The sequence below is a fragment of the Kitasatospora sp. NPDC093550 genome (genome assembly GCF_044764985.1).
GTDB lineage: Bacteria > Actinomycetota > Actinomycetes > Streptomycetales > Streptomycetaceae > Kitasatospora.
The window spans coordinates 276,173-292,027 of sequence record NZ_JBIWJF010000003.1; the positions used below are offsets into that span (position 1 = coordinate 276,173).

The window sequence follows — 15,855 nt, forward strand, 5'->3', positions numbered from 1 at the left end:
CTCTCGCCCAGGAGAACTCCCATGCGCATCACCGTGTTCGGCGCCACCGGCAACGTCGGCAGCCGGGTCGTGGCCGAGGCCCTCGCCCGCGGCCACGAGGTCACCGCCGTCGTCCGGGACCCGGCCAAGCCGCACGACCTGCCCTCCGAGGTCGCCCTCACCGTCGGCGACGCCCGCAACGCCGAGGACGTCGCCCGGATAGCCGCCGGGCAGGACGCGCTGATCACCGCGACCCGCCCGGTGGCCGGCAGCGAGCACGAACTGGCCGTCGCCACCAAGGGCCTGCTGGCCGGAGTCGCCGGGACGGGCGTGCGGCTGCTGGCCGTCGGCGGCGCGGGCAGCCTCACCGTCCCGGGCGCCGGCGGAGCGACCCTCGTGGAAACCCCCGGCTTCCCCGCCGCGATCCGCCCGATCGCGCTGGCCTGCAACGAGCAGCTCGCGCACTACCGCGCGGCCGGCCCCGACGTCGACTGGACGTACCTGAGCCCGGCCGCACTGCTCGAACCGGGCGTGCGCACCGGCCGGTTCCGGCTCGGCCGGGACGAGCTGCTGGTCGACGCCGACGGCAACTCGGCGATCTCCATGGAGGACCTCGCCATCGCCCTCCTGGACGAGGTCGAGATGCCGGCCCACCGCCGTACCCGGTTCACCGCCGGGTACTGACCGGCCGCGGCGGCCCCGACGGGGGTGGGGCCGCCGCGGACCGTCGCCGACCGGACGCTGCAGCCCGCGCCCGCTCGGGGGTGTACCCAGCACCACCCTGGAAACGGTGGCGTACGTGATCGATCGTCAGGTCGGAACCCGGCAGGATCGATCCCGTGACCACCACCAAGACTTCCACCACCACGACTTGCGCCACCGAGACTTCCACCACCGAGACCTGCGCCACCACGAGCGCCGGCACCGCCGCCCCGGCCACCACGCCCCGGGGCCGGCGGGCCGCGCTCGCCCTGGCCGCCGCCGTCCTGGCCGGCCTGGCCCTGCCCACCACCGCCGGCGCCGACACCGCCCGCGATCCGGGCGACGCCGCCCCGGCACCCGCCCGCTACACCCACCAGACCCTGGACTGGCAGCCCTGCGCCGACCGGCCCGCCCTGGACTGCGCCACCATGGCCGCCCCGCGCGACTGGCACCACCCCGGCGTCGGCGACGACCTGACCATCGCCGTCTCCCGACACCGCGCCACCGACCCGGCCCAGCGCAAGGGCACCCTGCTGATGGCGGCCGGCGGCCCCGGCGCCTCGGGCCTGCTGCGCCCCGCCGGACTGGCCGAGGCGGCCCCGGCCGTCGGCGCCGCGTACGACATCGTGGGCTTCGACCAGCGCGGAGTCGGCGCGAGCACCAAGGCCGTCTGCCAGACGCCGGAGGAGTTCCGGGAGTTCCTGGCCGGCGACTACCGCGACCAGTCGCCCGCCGCGGTCGACCGCGTGATCGCCGACTCCGAGAAGCTGGCCGCCGGTTGCCAGGCACGCAGCGGCGACCTGATCCCCTACCTGAACACCGAGCAGACCGCCCACGACATCGATCTGTTCCGCTCCCTGCTCGGCGAGCGCAAGCTGAGCTACTACGGCCCGTCCTACGCCTCGATGATCGGTGCCTACTACGGGACTCTCTTCCCGCACCGGGTCCAACGGATGGTGCTGGACAGCAACATCGGCTTCGAGGACACCTGGGAGAAGTTCCAGCTCGGCCAGCCGATGAGCTTCCAGCGCCGCTTCGACGAGGACTTCGTGCCCTGGCTCGCGGCCCGGGACGCCACCTACCACTGGGGCTCGACCCCGGAGCAGGTCCGGGCGCACTGGGAGCAGCGGCGGGCCGCACTGCACGACGCGCCCATCGTCGAGGGTCCACTGACGATCGGCCCCAACCAGCTGGACAACGTGGCGATCTCGGCGATCTACTCGGCGGCCCACTTCCCCGACCTCGCCCGGCTGTTGACCGTCCTCGACACCTGGCAGGCCGCCGACGCCGCCACCAGGACGGCGGCCGCGAAGACGTTCAACAGCTACCTCAGCCCGGAGTTCCTCGCCGAGTTCTTCTCGGTGACCTGCTCCGACACGCCGTGGACGAAGGACATGGCCACCTGGGTGCGGCGCGGCGCCGAGAACACCGCCCGCCTGCCGCTGGTCGGCGCCCGGACGCTGGCCTTCGGCGCGGTCTGCGCCGCCTGGCCGGTCGCCCCGGCGCCCACGGTGAAGGTCACCGGCGCCCACCTGCCGGCCACGCTGATGCTCAACTCGGTGCACGACCCGGCGACCTACTACGAGGCGGCGCTCGGCGCCCACCGCGCGCTGCGCGGCTCCAAGCTGGTCACCGTCACCGGGAACGGCGACCACGGCCAGTACCCCGGGCCCAACTCCTGCGTCACCGACGTGGTCGAGCGCTACCTGCTGGACGACCAGGTTCCGGCGCACGACCTCACCTGCGCCTCTCCGCAGGCCAGTTGACGGGTCCCGGTCCGACTCCCGGTCCCCGCAACGGCGTTGAGCGCCGGCCTCCGGTCGGCCCCGGCCCGAGGGTCGGGCCCGCTCTCTGGTCGGCCCGGCCCTCGGGTAGGCTCCGCCCTCCGGTCGGCCCCGACCCTCAGGTCAGGTGCGGGACCGGGGCCGCAGCCTGGCCCGGAGCCAGGCGAGGCCCACGGCCACCGCGGCGAAGCCGCCGACGGCCAGCTTGATCCCGAGCTTGGCGACCAGCCAGCCGATGCCCGGAACACTCCAGCCCAGCCAGTGGAAGACGGCCAGCAGCACCGCCGCACCGCAGAGTCCGGCCAGGACGGCGGCCGCGACGGCGGCGCCCCGCGAGAGCTCCTTCGGGTCGCCGTCCTCGACGCCGTCCGCCGTCCCGGCGCCGCCCACGCTGTCCTTCACCATGTCGTTCGTACCCCCCTCATCCATGGGGCGATGATACGGCCTCAGCGGTGGGCGTGGTGGGTGTCCCCGAGGTGCTCCCCGGTCTCGTCGTCGGGGAAGCTGACGGCCATGGTGACGCGGTACTCGTGGACGTCCTCGCGGTGCCCCGGCACCCGCGCCCAGGCCAGGGAGTGCACCTCGGCCTCCGGGGCCTGCCGGCACCAGGCGGCGGCCTCCTCCAGGGCGCGGGCGGCCGACAGTCCGGTGCACACCACGGCGGTGTACGCGGCGACCGCGACGTCCCCGCCGGTGCGGCAGGTGCGCGACACCGCCCGGACGGCGGCGGCGGCCTGGGTCAGGTCACGCGCCAGGTCGTCCACGACCCGAGGGGGCGCCGGCAGGACGACCGCTCCCTCGGCGACGGTCTCCGGCAGGTTCGCGCTCACGGTCTGGACCTCCATCCGCATCGTCACGCGGCACAGCATGCCGGGCGGCGATTCCTGGCATGCCCACTTTCACCAGAACGTCACCCGTCCAGGGGCGAGTTGGGGACGCACCCTGGCGCGCAGGGGCCCGTCCTGCTAAGAACGATCGACCCGCGCGCCGGACGTTCCGGCAGGTCAGGCGGGCAGGCCGCGGGCGCCGCCGGGGAGCCCGAAACGCCGCGCACGCACCACCCCCGTGCTCCGAACCGCCCGTGCGACCCCGAGGGGCGTCCGTCCCACCGCCGTTGGGGCCTCGGTCAACTCCTTCTACCGGAACGGGAGATGCCGGCGCCGTGATCCGCGGAACGCCCGGAGACACCAGGGGGACGCCCGGGATGCCGCCGGGATGCGACGGGATGCCACCGGGGTGCGCCCGGACCCCCGGGCGACGTGCCGAGCCAACCCCTCGGAGGGCTCCGGGCCGTCTCCGGGTCACCCCGTCCCTGTCAGATCGTCGTGATACTAATCGTCCGGCGGCGGCTCCCGTCCTCGGGTGGGCGGGCACGATGACGACAGCTCAACCGTTCTGGGGTGGTCCGGACGGCGACGGGGAGGGGAAGCGGATGACGGCGAGGTTCGGCAGCGCTCAGGGCGGGCGCAAGGTCCGGGTCGGCAAGCGGGTCACGGGCACGGCGGCGGCCCTCGCCGCACTGGCCGCGCTGACCGGCTCCCAGGTGACGGGCCTCGGGCTCGCGCCGGTCGCGGCCGCCGACACCGGGCCGGCGAACGGCACCGCCGCCCAGGGCAGCGGCGGCCAGGGCACGGCCTCCTCCCCGTTCGGCACCCCCTCACCCGGCGTACCCGGCACCGGAGTCCCGGCCGACGGCGGCGGCACCCTGCTGTTCCCGCAGCCGCCCGGCACACTGCCCGGCGCGCCCGCCGCCGGCCCGTTCGCGGCCACCGGCCCCGCGCTGCCCGCCACCGTGCTCGCCGCCTACCGCCAGGCCGAGACCTCGCTGGCGCAGCGCTCCCCCGGCTGCCACCTGCCCTGGCAGCTGCTGGCCGCGATCGGCCAGGTCGAGTCCGGCCAGGCCAACGGCGGCCAGGTGGACGCGGCGGGCACGACCCTCACCCCGATCCTCGGCCCGGCCCTGGACGGCAACGGCTTCGCCGCGATACCCGACACCGACGGCGGCCGCTACGACGGCGACTCCCGCTGGGACCGCGCCGTCGGCCCGATGCAGTTCATCCCGTCCACCTGGGCCTCCTGGGGCGTGGACGCCAACGGCGACGGCAAGGCCGACCCGAACAACGTCTTCGACGCCGCCGAGGCGGCCGGGCGCTACCTGTGCGCCGGCGGCCGCGACCTCGCCGACCCGGCGCAGCTCGACCGGGCGGTGCTCAGCTACAACAACTCGGGCGAGTACCTGCGGACGGTCCGCAACTGGATGGCCCACTACGGCAGCGGCACGGTGACCACCGTCCCGAACCGCACCGGGTTCCCGACGCCGTCCTCCTCGCTGCCCTCGCCGTACCTCCCGACGGTCGGCGACCCCACGACCGGCGGCGCGGCGGGCACCGGTACCGCGCCGGTTCCGACGCCGACCCCGACGCAGGAGCCCGGCACGCCGGGGACGCCGACCGGTTCGCCGTCCCCGACCGCGCAGCCGACGACGAGCCCCACCACGACGCCCACGCCCACCGGCTCGCCGTCGCCGACCGCGACGGCCACCCCGACCGGCACGCCCAGCGGCACGCCGACCGCGACGCCCACGGGCACCCCGACCGGCACCCCCACGGCCTGCCCGGACCCGACGGCCACGCCCACCGGCACTCCGACCGGCACGCCCACGGGCACGCCCACCCCGACGGGCTCCCCGTCCCCCACCGCCACGCCCACGGGGACCCCCACGACCACGCCCACCGGCACTCCGACGGCGACGCCCACCGGCACCCCCGGCTGCCCGACCCCGACCCCGACGGGCACCCCGAGCGCGGCGCCCAGCGCGAGCCCCCACGCCTCGATGTCGCCCTCGGCGGCCCCGAAGAAGTGACCCGACGGGGGCGCGGTTCTGCACAGCGGAACCGCGCCCCCCGGCCGTCGTCGCCGTTCCGCGGACCGCAAGGACGCACGAATCGACGGAATGAACAGGCCCGCACGGGAGTTGAGGGCTCGTGACCGGTCGGCCCGAGCGCCGCCCGGCCCCCGGCTCCGGACTCCCGTCGAAAGGCCCGTCGTGCCCCAGCTGAGCCTCGGTGTCTCGCTCCAGCCCCACCGCCCGTCGGACGACGGCACCGGACTGCTCCGCGCCGCCCGGCGGGCCGAGGAGCTGGGCTTCGACCACGTCGCCGTCGGCAACCGGCTGCTGGAGAGCGGGTTCGGCCTCGACACCGACCCGTTCGTCCTGCTGGCCGCCGTCGCGGGCGCCACCACCCGGTTGCGGCTGCTGACCTCCGTACTCGTCGCGCCGTACTACCCGGCGGCGGTGCTGGCCAACCAGGCGGCCACGCTGGACGTGGTGTCCGGCGGCCGGCTGATCCTCGGTGTGGGCACCGGGTGGAACCCGGAGGAGTTCTCGGCGGTCGGCGTCCCCGTGCGCGAGCGCGGCGCCCGGACCGACGACCACCTCGCCGCCGCCCGGGCGCTCTGGTCGCACCGGCCCACCGACTTCGACGGGCCGTTCACCACCCTGCGCGCGGCCCGGCTCGGCGTCACCCCGGTCACCCCCGGCGGGCCGCCGGTCTGGATCGGCGGCCACAGCGACGCCGCGCTGCGCCGGGCCCTGCGCCTCGGCGACGGCTGGTACGGCACCGGCGTGGACGCCGAGGACCTCGCCGCCGTACGGGACCGCTTGCGCGCACTCGCCGAGGCGGAAGACTACCGCGCGGAGACCCAGCACGCGCAGGCCGAGCACGGGCAGCCCAAAAACGCGGAAGCCGAGCACGCGGAAGCCGACCACCCGGAAGCCGACCACGCACAGGCCGAGCGGGCCGACGGAGCGGAGCGGACGGACCCCGAGCGGCTGACGCTCGCCTCCGCCGTCTTCCTCACCCCGCCCGGCATCCCCGCCGCCGTGCCCGTCCCCGGCCGGCCGCTCGGCGGCGAGGCACCCACCGCGCCGCGCGTGGCCGAGGAGTTGGCCCGGCTCGCCGACGCCGGGCTGGCGGCCTGCACGCTCTGGCTGCCGATCGCCGGCGAGCGGCTGGAGGAGGCGATGGAGTGGATCGCCGCCGAGGTCGTACCGCTCCTCGACTGAGCCGGGAGCGGAGGCGGGTGGTCGGGCCCGCCCGCCCCGGAGGCGGGCCGAGCGGAACGAGCGCCCGCGTCAGCCGATCGGCAGGGTGAACTCGGCGGTGTGCAGCCGGCCGCCGGTCTGGAACTGCAGGAAGACGCGCCAGTTCCCGGGTTCGGGGAGCATGGCCTGGAAGGTCAGTGTCGGGCCGCCGTGGTCACCGGTGACGGCGTTCGCCGGGTGGAGGTGGGCGAGGGCCTGGTCGCCCTCGTGGAAGGCGCTGAGGTGGGCGTAGCTGTCCAGGTAGGGCTGGAGGTCGGTGACGGGGCGGCCGTCCTGTTCGACGGTGGCGGTCAACTGGTGGGCACCGGACATGGGTTGGGCGTGCAGGGTGACGGTGTAGCCGTCCACGGTGGTGCGGTCGGCGGGGGCGGGCAGCGGGACGGGCGTGGCGTCGCCGGGCACGGTCACGGTGCGGCTGAGGACGTACTCCGTGCTGTGGGGGCCGGTGTTCGGGATGAAGTCGGCGTACAGCCGCCAGGTGCCCGGGTCGAGGGGGGCGAGGTCGGCGGTCCAGCCGCCGTCCGGAGCCTGGTCCGGGTGCAGGTGCTGGAAGCCGGAGAGGTCGGTGCGGACCGCGTAGAAGTGCAGCTTCTTCGTCTGGTGGACGGTGAGGTCGGTGACCGGCGCGCCGTCCGGCCCGGTGACGGCGAAGCGGACGGGCGCGGGACGGCCGGCGGGCGGGGCGGGGGACTCCACCGTGAGCCGGTAGCCGTTCTCCTCCGGCGCGAGACCGCGGGCGAGTCCCGGGGCGAGTCCCCGGGCGGGTCCGTCGGCGGGCCCGGGCGCTTGGACGGGGGGTGTCGTGCCGGCCCGCCCGGGCACGGCCGACGCCGCGGCGGGCGGTGCGCTCCGCGGCACGGACACCGCCATGCCCAGCACGAGCAGCGTGGGTACGCAGGACGCGAGCAGCCAGCCTCGGGCGAACGGACGGGCGGCAGCGGTCATGGCAGGGGTCCTTCGGGTGCGGGTGATCGGCCTTCTCGAAGAGGAGACCCCCGCGGCGGCCCGGGATCACAGAAACCGCGTGACGGCATCCGGCGCTCCCGGCCCGCACTCCCTCCACCGGCAACCCGCCCCGGGCCCGCCCATCCGCGCCCACCGGGCCCGCCCGGTGCCCACCGGCCCGTCCGGCGGCGCCCGCCGCGCCCGTCCGGGGCTCGGGGGCCGCACCCCGCCCGTCACCCGCTCAGAGGTGCTTGACCAGCTCCGGCATCAGGTCCTGGAAGGTCCGGCCGCTGGCCGGCTGGCCGATCGCGGTCATCTGCCAGCCGGTCGCGGTGCGCTGCACCTTGGCCATGATCTGCGCGGTGTACGGGCCGCCGCCGGTGAGGGTGTAGCGGGCCAGCTCGGCGCCGGTGGTCTCGTCCACGAGCCGGCAGAAGGCCGCCTCGACCTCCTGGAAGGTCTGCCCGGTGAAGGAGTTGACGGTGAAGACGATCTGATCGACGTCGGCCGAGACCGTGGTCAGGTCGACGGTGATCGACTCGTCGTCGGTCGCGCCGCCCGAGCCGCCGACCAGGTTGTCCCCGCTGTGCCGCACCGAGCCGTCGTTGCTGGTGAGGTGCTGGAAGAAGACCACGTCCACCGGGCGCCCCTGGGCGAACAGCACCGCCGAGGCGTCCAGGTCGATCTCCCGGCCGGCGGCGAGCAGCTTGGCGAGGAAGCCCTTGCGCTCGGCCGCCTTCCAGCCGAGGCCCATCCGGACCACGCTCAGCTGTTCACCGCCCGGCTTCTCCAGGCTGATCTTCTGCCCTTTGGCCAGCGAAACGCTCATCGCGTCCTCCTCGTTCTGCCGCCGCCGCGTGCCGTGTGCCGTGTGCCGTGTGCCGTGTGCCGTGTGCCGTGTGCCGCGAATCTACAGCACTGTAGACAACCTGGGATCATCCGACGGACGTCCTGCCGGCACCCTTACCCCGCACTCCCCCGCGCCGCACCCCCGACAGCGGTCCGCACACTGAGGGAACCGGTGGTCCGACGTCTGTCGTAGAGACGGACCGGGACCGAACGACCGGGACAGCGCACAGTCTAGGGTCGGCCCCGAGACGCCGCCGGTCGCAACGGCGGAGCGTCTGCGCACCGTTCGTTCCGTGTTCACCACCGTTCCCGTGTCATGCCGACTCACGCTGGGGGGACCACCATGCCCGAGCAGCACGAAGGAAACGACCACCACGCAGGAACCGGACACCACGGCGGGCCACCGGCCGCGAGCCCGGCCACCACCTCGCGCCTCGGCCGTCGGCGTCTGCTCCGGGCCGGGCTCGGCGCGGGCGGCGCCCTCGCCACCGTCCGCCTGCTGCCCGGCGGCCGGGCCTGGGCCGCCGACGCCGCGACACCCGGCCCCGGCCCCCTCGTGGACGCGAGAGCGGCCCAGCCGACCCTCCGCAGCACCGCCACCGGTCAGACCTGGCCCGACTGGGCCCGCTACGCCCGGATCGCCGACGGCACCTTCAACGAGCCCGCCGACATGCAGAGCGCCGTCGACGCCCTGAAGGCGCAGGAGGTCAGCGTCATCGAGCTGGACACGCTGCTCTCCAACTGGCTCACCGACGCCGAGTTCGCGGCCCACATGGCCGAGGTGAAGACCTTCACCGGCCTGGCCCACGCCGCCGGGATGAAGGTCGTCATGTACTACCCGTCGCTGGAGCTGATCTCCCCCGGCGGCGAGAAGGGCCGCTCCTTCTACAAGAACGACCAGGGCAAGAACTGGGTCCAGCGCGACCTCGCCGGCAAGCCCAACGTGTTCTACGGCAGCGTGGTGGTCTGGGTCGACCCGGGCGACGAGAGCGTCTGGCTGAGCCCCGACTCGCCCTGGCGGGACTACTACCTCAAGCGGATCAAGGGCGTGGCCGCGACCGGCGTGGACGGCATCTGGCCGGACGTGCCGCTCTACTTCGACGGCGTACTCACCTGGTGCGACGCCTCGACCTGGGGCGCGGCCGCCTTCAAGGCCGACACCGGCCTCGCCCTGCCCAAGGCCGCCGACTTCGCCGACCCGGTCTTCCGCCGCTACGTCGAGTGGCGCCACCGCAACCTGCTCCGCTTCCAGCTCGACATCGCCGACGCCGGCCGCTCGGTCAACCCCGACCTGGTGACCTTCGTCGAGACCGTCTCGATGGACTACCGCTACGCCACCTCGATCGGCCTGGACGGCGGCTACCTGCGCCAGGCGCCCGGAGCCGTCAGCCAGGTCTGGGAGGTGGACATCCTCGGCAACTACGACGGCATGCGGCACGCCACCGCCTCCGACTGGGTCTGCCTGATCTCGATGTACAAGTACGCCCGCGCCGCCAGCGGCACCAAGCCCGCCTGGGCCTTCTCCTACGGCTGGCAGCCCGACGACGCCTCGCTGGTGCTGTCCCAACTGATCGCGGCCGGCTGCAACCCGTACGAGGTGAAGACCCCGTACAAGAACGACACCGTGGACGCCGCCATGCGCACCCGGATGTACCGCTTCGTCCGGACCAACCAGCAGAAGCTGTACGACCCGGCCTCGATCGCCCGGGTCGGCGTCTACCACTCCGCGCCGTCCCGGGACTACGTGGCGCCGGGCGAGGGCAACGGGATGTACGTCAACGCCACCGCCCCGGCCGGGATCACCGACTGGTGGGGCGGTGACGACCCGCAGATGAGCTGCGCGCAGGTGCCCTGGCTGGGTGAGTTCCGGGGCACCGTGAAGGCGCTGGTCTACGCCCATGTGCCCTTCGACACGGTGCCCAGCCCCGGTCTGACCGCCGAGGACCTGGCCCGGTTCAAGGTGCTGCTGCTGCCCGACCTGCAGGCGGTGTCGGACGCCGAGGCGGCGCTGCTGCGCGCCTTCGTCGCGGGCGGCGGCACGATCGTGATCACCGGCCCGGCACCCACCGCGCTGGACGAACTGGGCGGCCGCCGCACCGAGTTCGCGCTCTCCGACGTGCTCGGCCTGCGCCTGGCCGACCCGCTGCCCGCCAGCAAGCAGAACTCCTACGGCAGCGGCACCTGTTGGTACGTCAAGGCGCGGGCCGGGCTCAGCTACCTGACCAAGACCGACCAGGCCTCGGCGGACCAACTGCTCACCGCCGTCCGGCAGTCCGCGCCGCCGGCGGTCACCCTGGCCGGGGACCGGCGGATCTTCCTGGACGCCCGGCGGCTGGGTGCCGACACCGTCGTCCACCTGGTGAACTTCACCAACTTCGGCGACACCCCGGGGGCCTTCCGCACCACGCCGGCCAACTGCACGCTCTCCTACGCCCTCCCGGCCGGGGCGGCGGCCACCGCCGTCACCGTGGCCAGCCCGGACGGCACCGACCCGGCGCCCAAGCCCGTCCCGTACACCGTCACCGCCGGGACGGTCAGCGTGCCGCTGACCGTGACCCAGTACGCGGTGGTGACCATCACGGTGGGCTAGGCCCCTCATGTGACGTGCTGGTCCATCGGCCGGAGGAGTTGGCGAGTCGTTGCCGGTCGTGCCGTCACTGCCGCCGACGTGCCCCGGGCCTACTCGGGCGGCCCGGGGTCGGCCGGGGCCCGAGCAGGCTAGCGGGGGCTGAGCAGGCAGAACTCGTTGCCCTCCGGGTCGGTCAGGATCCGCCACGAGATGGCGGACTGGTCGATGCCCGGGTCGGAGGCGCCCAGGGCGCGCAGCCTGGCCTCCTCGGCGGCCGGGTCGTCCCCGCGGTAGGGGGCGAGGTCCAGGTGGACGCGGTTCCACCCGCTCTTGGTGTCGGGGGTGCGGACGAACTCCAGGTACGGGCCGACGCCCTGGGCGGAACGCATGGTCGCGAAGTCGTCGGCGACCTCGTGCACCGTCCAGTCCATCGCCTCGCCCCAGAACCGGGCCATCGCCCGCGGATCGGTGCAGTCGACCACCACCGCGGCGATCGGCCCGGTGTCCCGGTAGATCTCCCGGGGCTCCAGGACGCAGAACTCGTTGCCCTCCGGGTCGGCCATGACCGTCCAGGGGACGTCGCCCTGCCCCACGTCGGCGAGCGTCGCGCCGAGGTCCTTCAGGCGTGCGACCAGCTCCGTCTGATGGGCGGTCGAGGTGGTGGCGAGGTCGACGTGCACCCGGTTCTTCACCGTCTTGGGTTCCGGGCGCGCGATGAGGTCGATGCAGACGGCCGCGGGGTCGGGGTAGGTGAAGCCGACCGGTTCGAGGTTGGTCACGCCGGGGCCCTCGCTGTCGACACCCCAACCGAGCGCCTCGGCCCAGAACCCGCCGAGCGCGGCGTCGTCCCGGGCCTTCATGTTGATCTGCACGAGTCGTGTTGCCATACGGCAGATCCTAGATCGGGCGGCGGCCGGGATCAGGTGTCGCCGTCCAGCAGGTGCTGGCGCACCTCGTGGAAGGCCCACGCCCCGCCGGCCGGCCGGGAGAAGGTCCAGATCGTGTCGAACCGGTCCGGCCACTCGGCGGGCACTCCGGTGTGGGCGGCGCCGAGCGCCTCGACGATCCGCGGGATCCGCGAGTGCTCCCAGCAGATCAGCACCGGCTGCGCCTCGCCCGTGTCGGAGGTCGGCCGGGCGGAGTCGGCCAGGACGGCGCCGGCCAGCGCGGACTCCTGGGTCTCGGCGTAGCCGGTGTTCACCGTCAGCCCGAGCGCGCGGGCCAGCGGGCCCACGGTCTGGCGCATCCGGTGCGCCCCGGCGTGCGGGCCGACGTCGGCGGCGGCCAGGATCCGGGCCGGCACCTGCAGGCCGGGCACCGGCGGGGAGAACAGCGTGGGCAGTGCTTCGGCCCGCTCCCAGCCGCGCCGGGTCAGCGACTTGCCGTCCGGCCGGCCGGCCTCGTCCAGGCCCGGGTGGCTTCCGTCGGGCTTCTCGCCGTGCCGGATGATCATCACGAACGCCGCCCGGCCCGGGTCCGGCTCCTGGACCCCCGCGGTCTTCCCCGGCTTGGCCGCTTCGCCGATCAGCGCGCACCCCGCCACCACCAGCGGGGCGACGCCCGCCAGCCCGGCCAGTACGGCGCGCCGGCCGGGCAGGGCACGCCGGGCGGGCGGAGTGGGCGGGCGGCCGGTCACGCGGCCGCCCGTTCCAGCCGGACCAGCGCGTCGACGGCGACACCGCCGGCGTCCCCGCCCGCGTCCCGGTGGCCGGGCTCGCCGACCGTACGGTGCACCCGCTCGGCGCGGACGGTGCGCAGCCCGAGGTCGGCGAGGTCGGCCAGGACGTCCTCCGGGGTGAACAGCACCGCCGGGTCCTGCGGGCCGCCGACGCCCTCGGTGAGGTTGAGCAGGTCGTGCCCGACCACCAGCAGGGTGCCGCCGGGGGCGAGCGCGTCGGCGGCACGGCGAAGGGCGGTCCGGCGGTCCCGGGCGGGGAGCTGGAGGTAGGCGACCAGGACGAGGTCGTAGCCGGCGGCGGGGGCGTCGAAGGTCCGGGCGTCGCCGTGGCGCCAGGTCAGGCGGTCGGCGACCTCGTCGGGCAGGTCGGCGGTGAGCCGTTCGGCCCGTTCCAGGGCGACGGCGGAGAAGTCCAGTCCGGTGACCTCCCAGCCCTGGGCGGCCAGCCAGATGGCGTTGCGGCCCTCGCCGGCGGCCAGGTCGAGGGCGTGGCCGGGGGTGCGGCCGGTCAGTTCGCGGACCACCCACCGGTTGGGCGCGGTGCCCCACACCAGTGCGCTCGCGGCGTAGCGGTCGTCCCAGTCCTGGCTGTCCATCGCGGCTCCTCCGTTCGACGGTCGTTCGACGGGCCCGTTCGTACCGTCAACCTACCGGCCCGCCGCGCCCCGGGCGCCCGGCGGTCCGACCGGCGGACACCCTTGACGCCGAATATTGGTCCAGTCCAATCTGTTCAGTCGTGGCCTTCCCGGGCCGGACGCCCGGGAAGCGTCCACTCACGGCTCGTCAGCACGCGTCATCCGCCCGCGCGCTCCCCACCGCGCCCGGGCCGGCTCCCCACGGCCCGACCGGGCCACCGCACCGCCGGAACCCCCACACATCCGGAGGACACCCCGCATGCACGACCGCGTCCTGCCCGCACGGCCCGACCGCTCCCGCCGGGAGCGCACCGGGCGCCGGGCCGCCCCGCGCAGCAGAGCCACCGCACTGGCCCTGGCCGCCACCCTCACCACCAGTGCCGCCGCCCTCGCCCTGACCTTCGGCTCCGCCGCCGCCGCGCCGGTCAACCTGCTCGCCAACGGCGACTTCGAGACCGGCACCCTGGCCGGCTGGAGCTGCTCCAACGGTTCGGTCGTCACCACGCCGGTGCACGGCGGCACCCGCGCGCTCAGCGGCGCCGCCTCGGCCGCCGACACCGCGCAGTGCCGGCAGACCGTCGCCGTCCGGCCGAACACCACCTACACCCTGGCCGGCTGGGTCCAGGGCAGCTACGTCTACCTGGGCGCCACCGGCACCGGCGTCAACTCCTCGACCTGGACGCCCGGCGGAACGGGCTGGACCCAGCTGAGCACCAGCTTCACCACCGGCGCCGCGACGACCTCCGTCACCGTCTTCACCCACGGCTGGTACGGCACCGGCGCGTACTACGCGGACGACCTCAGCCTGACCGGCCCGGCCGGGCCCACCCCGTCCACCAGCCCGACGGCGACGAGCAGCCCGACAGCGAGCCCGACCGCCACCGGAAGCCCCACTGCCAGCCCGACCGCGACCGGCAGCCCCACGGCGTCCCCGACCGGCACCCCCACCCCGACGGCCACCCCGACGGCCACCGCGAGCGGCCCGGCCGGGGACGGCAAGGTCACCACCCCCACCGGCTTCGCGGTCACCAGGGCCACCGCCGACGCCGTCGTGCTGACCTGGCAGCCGTCCACCCCCACCGGCGGCGACGGCCCGGTGGCGTACAAGGTGTGGTCCAACGGCCAGTTGGTCGCCACCTCGATGGGCACCTCGGTCGCGGTGAGCTCCCTGCTGCCGGGCCGGAGCTACACCTTCAGCGTCCAGGCCTACTCGGGCAGCCACGCCTCCGCCCAGTCCGCGCCGGTGAGCACCACGACGGCCGCCGCCCCCGCACAGCGGCCGGTCCGCTCGGCCTACTTCGACCAGTGGGGCATCTACGAGAACGCCTACTCCCCGAAGTCCGTGGCCACCAGCGGCGCCGCGGCCAAGCTGGACGTCATCCACTACGCGTTCGCCAACATCGACCCCAGCAGGTTCACCTGCTTCCAGGCGGTGAAGGCCTCCGACTCGGCCAACGAGTCCAACCCCGACGCCGGCGACGGCGCGGGCGACGCCTACGCCGACTACCAGGCCGACTACAACTCCGGCACCAGCGTGGACGGCAGCGGCGACACCTGGGAGCAGCCGCTCAAGGGCAACTTCAACCAACTGCGCCAGCTCAAGGCGGCGTACCCGAACCTGCGGTTCACCATCTCGATCGGCGGCTGGACGTACTCCAAGTACTTCTCCGACGCCGCGGCCACCGACGCCTCCCGGAAGGCCTTCGTCTCCTCCTGCGTCGACATGTTCCTCAAGGGGAACCTGCCGACCGGTATCGCCGGTGACGCCTCGGGCGGCCAGGCCTCGGCGGCGGGGATCTTCGACGGCATCGACCTCGACTGGGAGTACCCGGGTTCGGCCGGCGGCCACACCGGCAACCACTACTCCCCCGCCGACAAGCAGAACTTCACGCTGCTGCTGAAGGAGTTCCGCACCCAGCTGGACGCGCTCGGCTCCGCCCAGGGCAAGCGCTACCTGCTGACCGCCGCCCTGCCCAGCGGCCAGGACAAGATCGCCCAGCTGGAGACCGACCGGATCGGCGCGTACCTGGACTACGCCGACGTGATGTCCTACGACATGCACGGCGCCTGGGACGCCAAGGGCCCCACCAACCACCAGGACCCGCTGCACGACAGCCCGGCCGACCCGACCACGCCGATCACCCCCGGTACCCGCAAGTACAACGTGGACACCACGATCACCGGGTACACCACCGGCCTGCCGGAGTACGGCATCCCCGGCGGCTTCCCGGCGAACAAGCTGGTGCTCGGCATCCCGTTCTACTGGCGTGGCTGGACCGGCGTCCCGGCGGGCCCGAACTCCGGCCTCTACCAAGCCGCGACCGGGCCGACGCCCGCCAAGCCGCTGAGCCAGGAGGCCGGCCTGGCCGCCTGGAAGGAGCTCAACCCGACCGCGGCGCAGACCCATTGGGATCCGGTCACGGAGAGCAGCTGGGTCTACGACGGGACCGACTTCTGGACCGGGGACACCCCGCAGGCCGTCCAGGCGCGCGGGGCCTACGCCAAGGCCAAGGGGCTGGGCGGCCTGTTCGCCTTCTCCCTGGAGAACGACGACACTGCCGGTTCGATGCTCAACGCGCTGGACGGCAGCCTGCGCTGACGGGCCGTCG

13 protein-coding genes are annotated in these 15,855 nt (G+C 74.6%); 6 read left to right on the forward strand and 7 right to left on the reverse strand.

The genetic code is table 11. The annotated features are described in order from the left end of the window. Positions 1-21: 21 nt before the first annotated feature. Both ACIRD3_RS06670 and ACIRD3_RS06675 read left to right on the forward strand, forming a co-directional pair. Positions 22-663, forward strand: a complete 642-nt coding sequence (locus tag ACIRD3_RS06670; RefSeq protein WP_402212589.1) for an NAD(P)-dependent oxidoreductase — start codon at positions 22-24, stop codon at positions 661-663. Between the two features lie 155 nt (positions 664-818). Next, positions 819-2,447, forward strand: a complete 1,629-nt coding sequence (locus ACIRD3_RS06675; protein WP_402212591.1) for an alpha/beta hydrolase — start codon at positions 819-821, stop codon at positions 2,445-2,447. A 141-nt stretch (positions 2,448-2,588) separates the two neighbouring features. Here the strand turns inward: ACIRD3_RS06675 and ACIRD3_RS06680 are convergent, their stop codons facing one another. Further along, complete coding sequence (locus ACIRD3_RS06680) at positions 2,589-2,894, reverse strand: hypothetical protein (RefSeq protein ID WP_402212594.1); 306 nt, start codon at positions 2,892-2,894, stop codon at positions 2,589-2,591. Between the two features lie 17 nt (positions 2,895-2,911). Next, on the reverse strand, positions 2,912-3,322 hold the full coding sequence (locus tag ACIRD3_RS06685; RefSeq protein WP_402212596.1) for a hypothetical protein: 411 nt from the start codon (positions 3,320-3,322) through the stop codon (positions 2,912-2,914). 575 nt (positions 3,323-3,897) lie between these two features. Between ACIRD3_RS06685 and ACIRD3_RS06690 the strand changes: the two genes are divergently transcribed. Together ACIRD3_RS06690 and ACIRD3_RS06695 are read left to right on the forward strand one after the other, a co-directional pair. Beyond that, positions 3,898-5,328 (forward strand): lytic murein transglycosylase, encoded by a 1,431-nt coding sequence (locus ACIRD3_RS06690; RefSeq protein ID WP_402212599.1) that lies wholly within the window; start codon positions 3,898-3,900, stop codon positions 5,326-5,328. A gap of 183 nt (positions 5,329-5,511) precedes the next feature. Continuing rightward, entirely contained in the window at positions 5,512-6,531 is a 1,020-nt protein-coding gene (locus ACIRD3_RS06695; RefSeq protein WP_402212601.1) for a TIGR03619 family F420-dependent LLM class oxidoreductase, read from the forward strand. Positions 6,532-6,600: 69 nt separating this feature from the next. Here ACIRD3_RS06695 and ACIRD3_RS06700 read toward each other — a convergent pair whose 3' ends face one another. Next, positions 6,601-7,515, reverse strand: coding sequence for a hypothetical protein (locus tag ACIRD3_RS06700; RefSeq protein WP_402212603.1), 915 nt, complete (start codon positions 7,513-7,515; stop codon positions 6,601-6,603). Between the two features lie 241 nt (positions 7,516-7,756). Next, positions 7,757-8,344 (reverse strand): TerD family protein, encoded by a 588-nt coding sequence (locus ACIRD3_RS06705; RefSeq protein WP_402212605.1) that lies wholly within the window; start codon positions 8,342-8,344, stop codon positions 7,757-7,759. Positions 8,345-8,707: 363 nt separating this feature from the next. Here ACIRD3_RS06705 and ACIRD3_RS06710 point away from each other — a divergent pair, with 363 nt between their 5' ends. Further along, positions 8,708-10,954: a hypothetical protein gene (locus ACIRD3_RS06710; protein ID WP_402212607.1), complete on the forward strand. Its 2,247-nt coding sequence runs from the start codon at positions 8,708-8,710 to the stop codon at positions 10,952-10,954. A gap of 128 nt (positions 10,955-11,082) precedes the next feature. On the opposite strand, the gene ACIRD3_RS06715 is transcribed toward ACIRD3_RS06710, so the two are convergent. From ACIRD3_RS06715 to ACIRD3_RS06725, 3 genes are read right to left on the reverse strand one after another with little or no spacing between them, the layout of a single operon-like run. Beyond that, positions 11,083-11,820, reverse strand: a complete 738-nt coding sequence (locus tag ACIRD3_RS06715; protein ID WP_402212610.1) for a VOC family protein — start codon at positions 11,818-11,820, stop codon at positions 11,083-11,085. A 32-nt stretch (positions 11,821-11,852) separates the two neighbouring features. Then, the gene (locus tag ACIRD3_RS06720) at positions 11,853-12,569 is read right to left on the reverse strand and encodes a hypothetical protein (RefSeq protein ID WP_402212613.1); all 717 of its coding nucleotides are present in this window, start codon (positions 12,567-12,569) and stop codon (positions 11,853-11,855) included. Beyond that, a complete protein-coding gene (locus tag ACIRD3_RS06725) occupies positions 12,566-13,207 on the reverse strand; it encodes a class I SAM-dependent methyltransferase (RefSeq protein WP_402212616.1) in 642 nt (213 codons plus the stop codon). Before ACIRD3_RS06725 ends, ACIRD3_RS06720 begins: the two co-directional genes overlap by 4 nt. A gap of 298 nt (positions 13,208-13,505) precedes the next feature. On the opposite strand from ACIRD3_RS06725, the gene ACIRD3_RS06730 reads away from it, so the two are divergent. Next, entirely contained in the window at positions 13,506-15,845 is a 2,340-nt protein-coding gene (locus ACIRD3_RS06730) for a glycosyl hydrolase family 18 protein (RefSeq protein WP_402212619.1), read from the forward strand. Positions 15,846-15,855 lie beyond the last annotated feature (10 nt).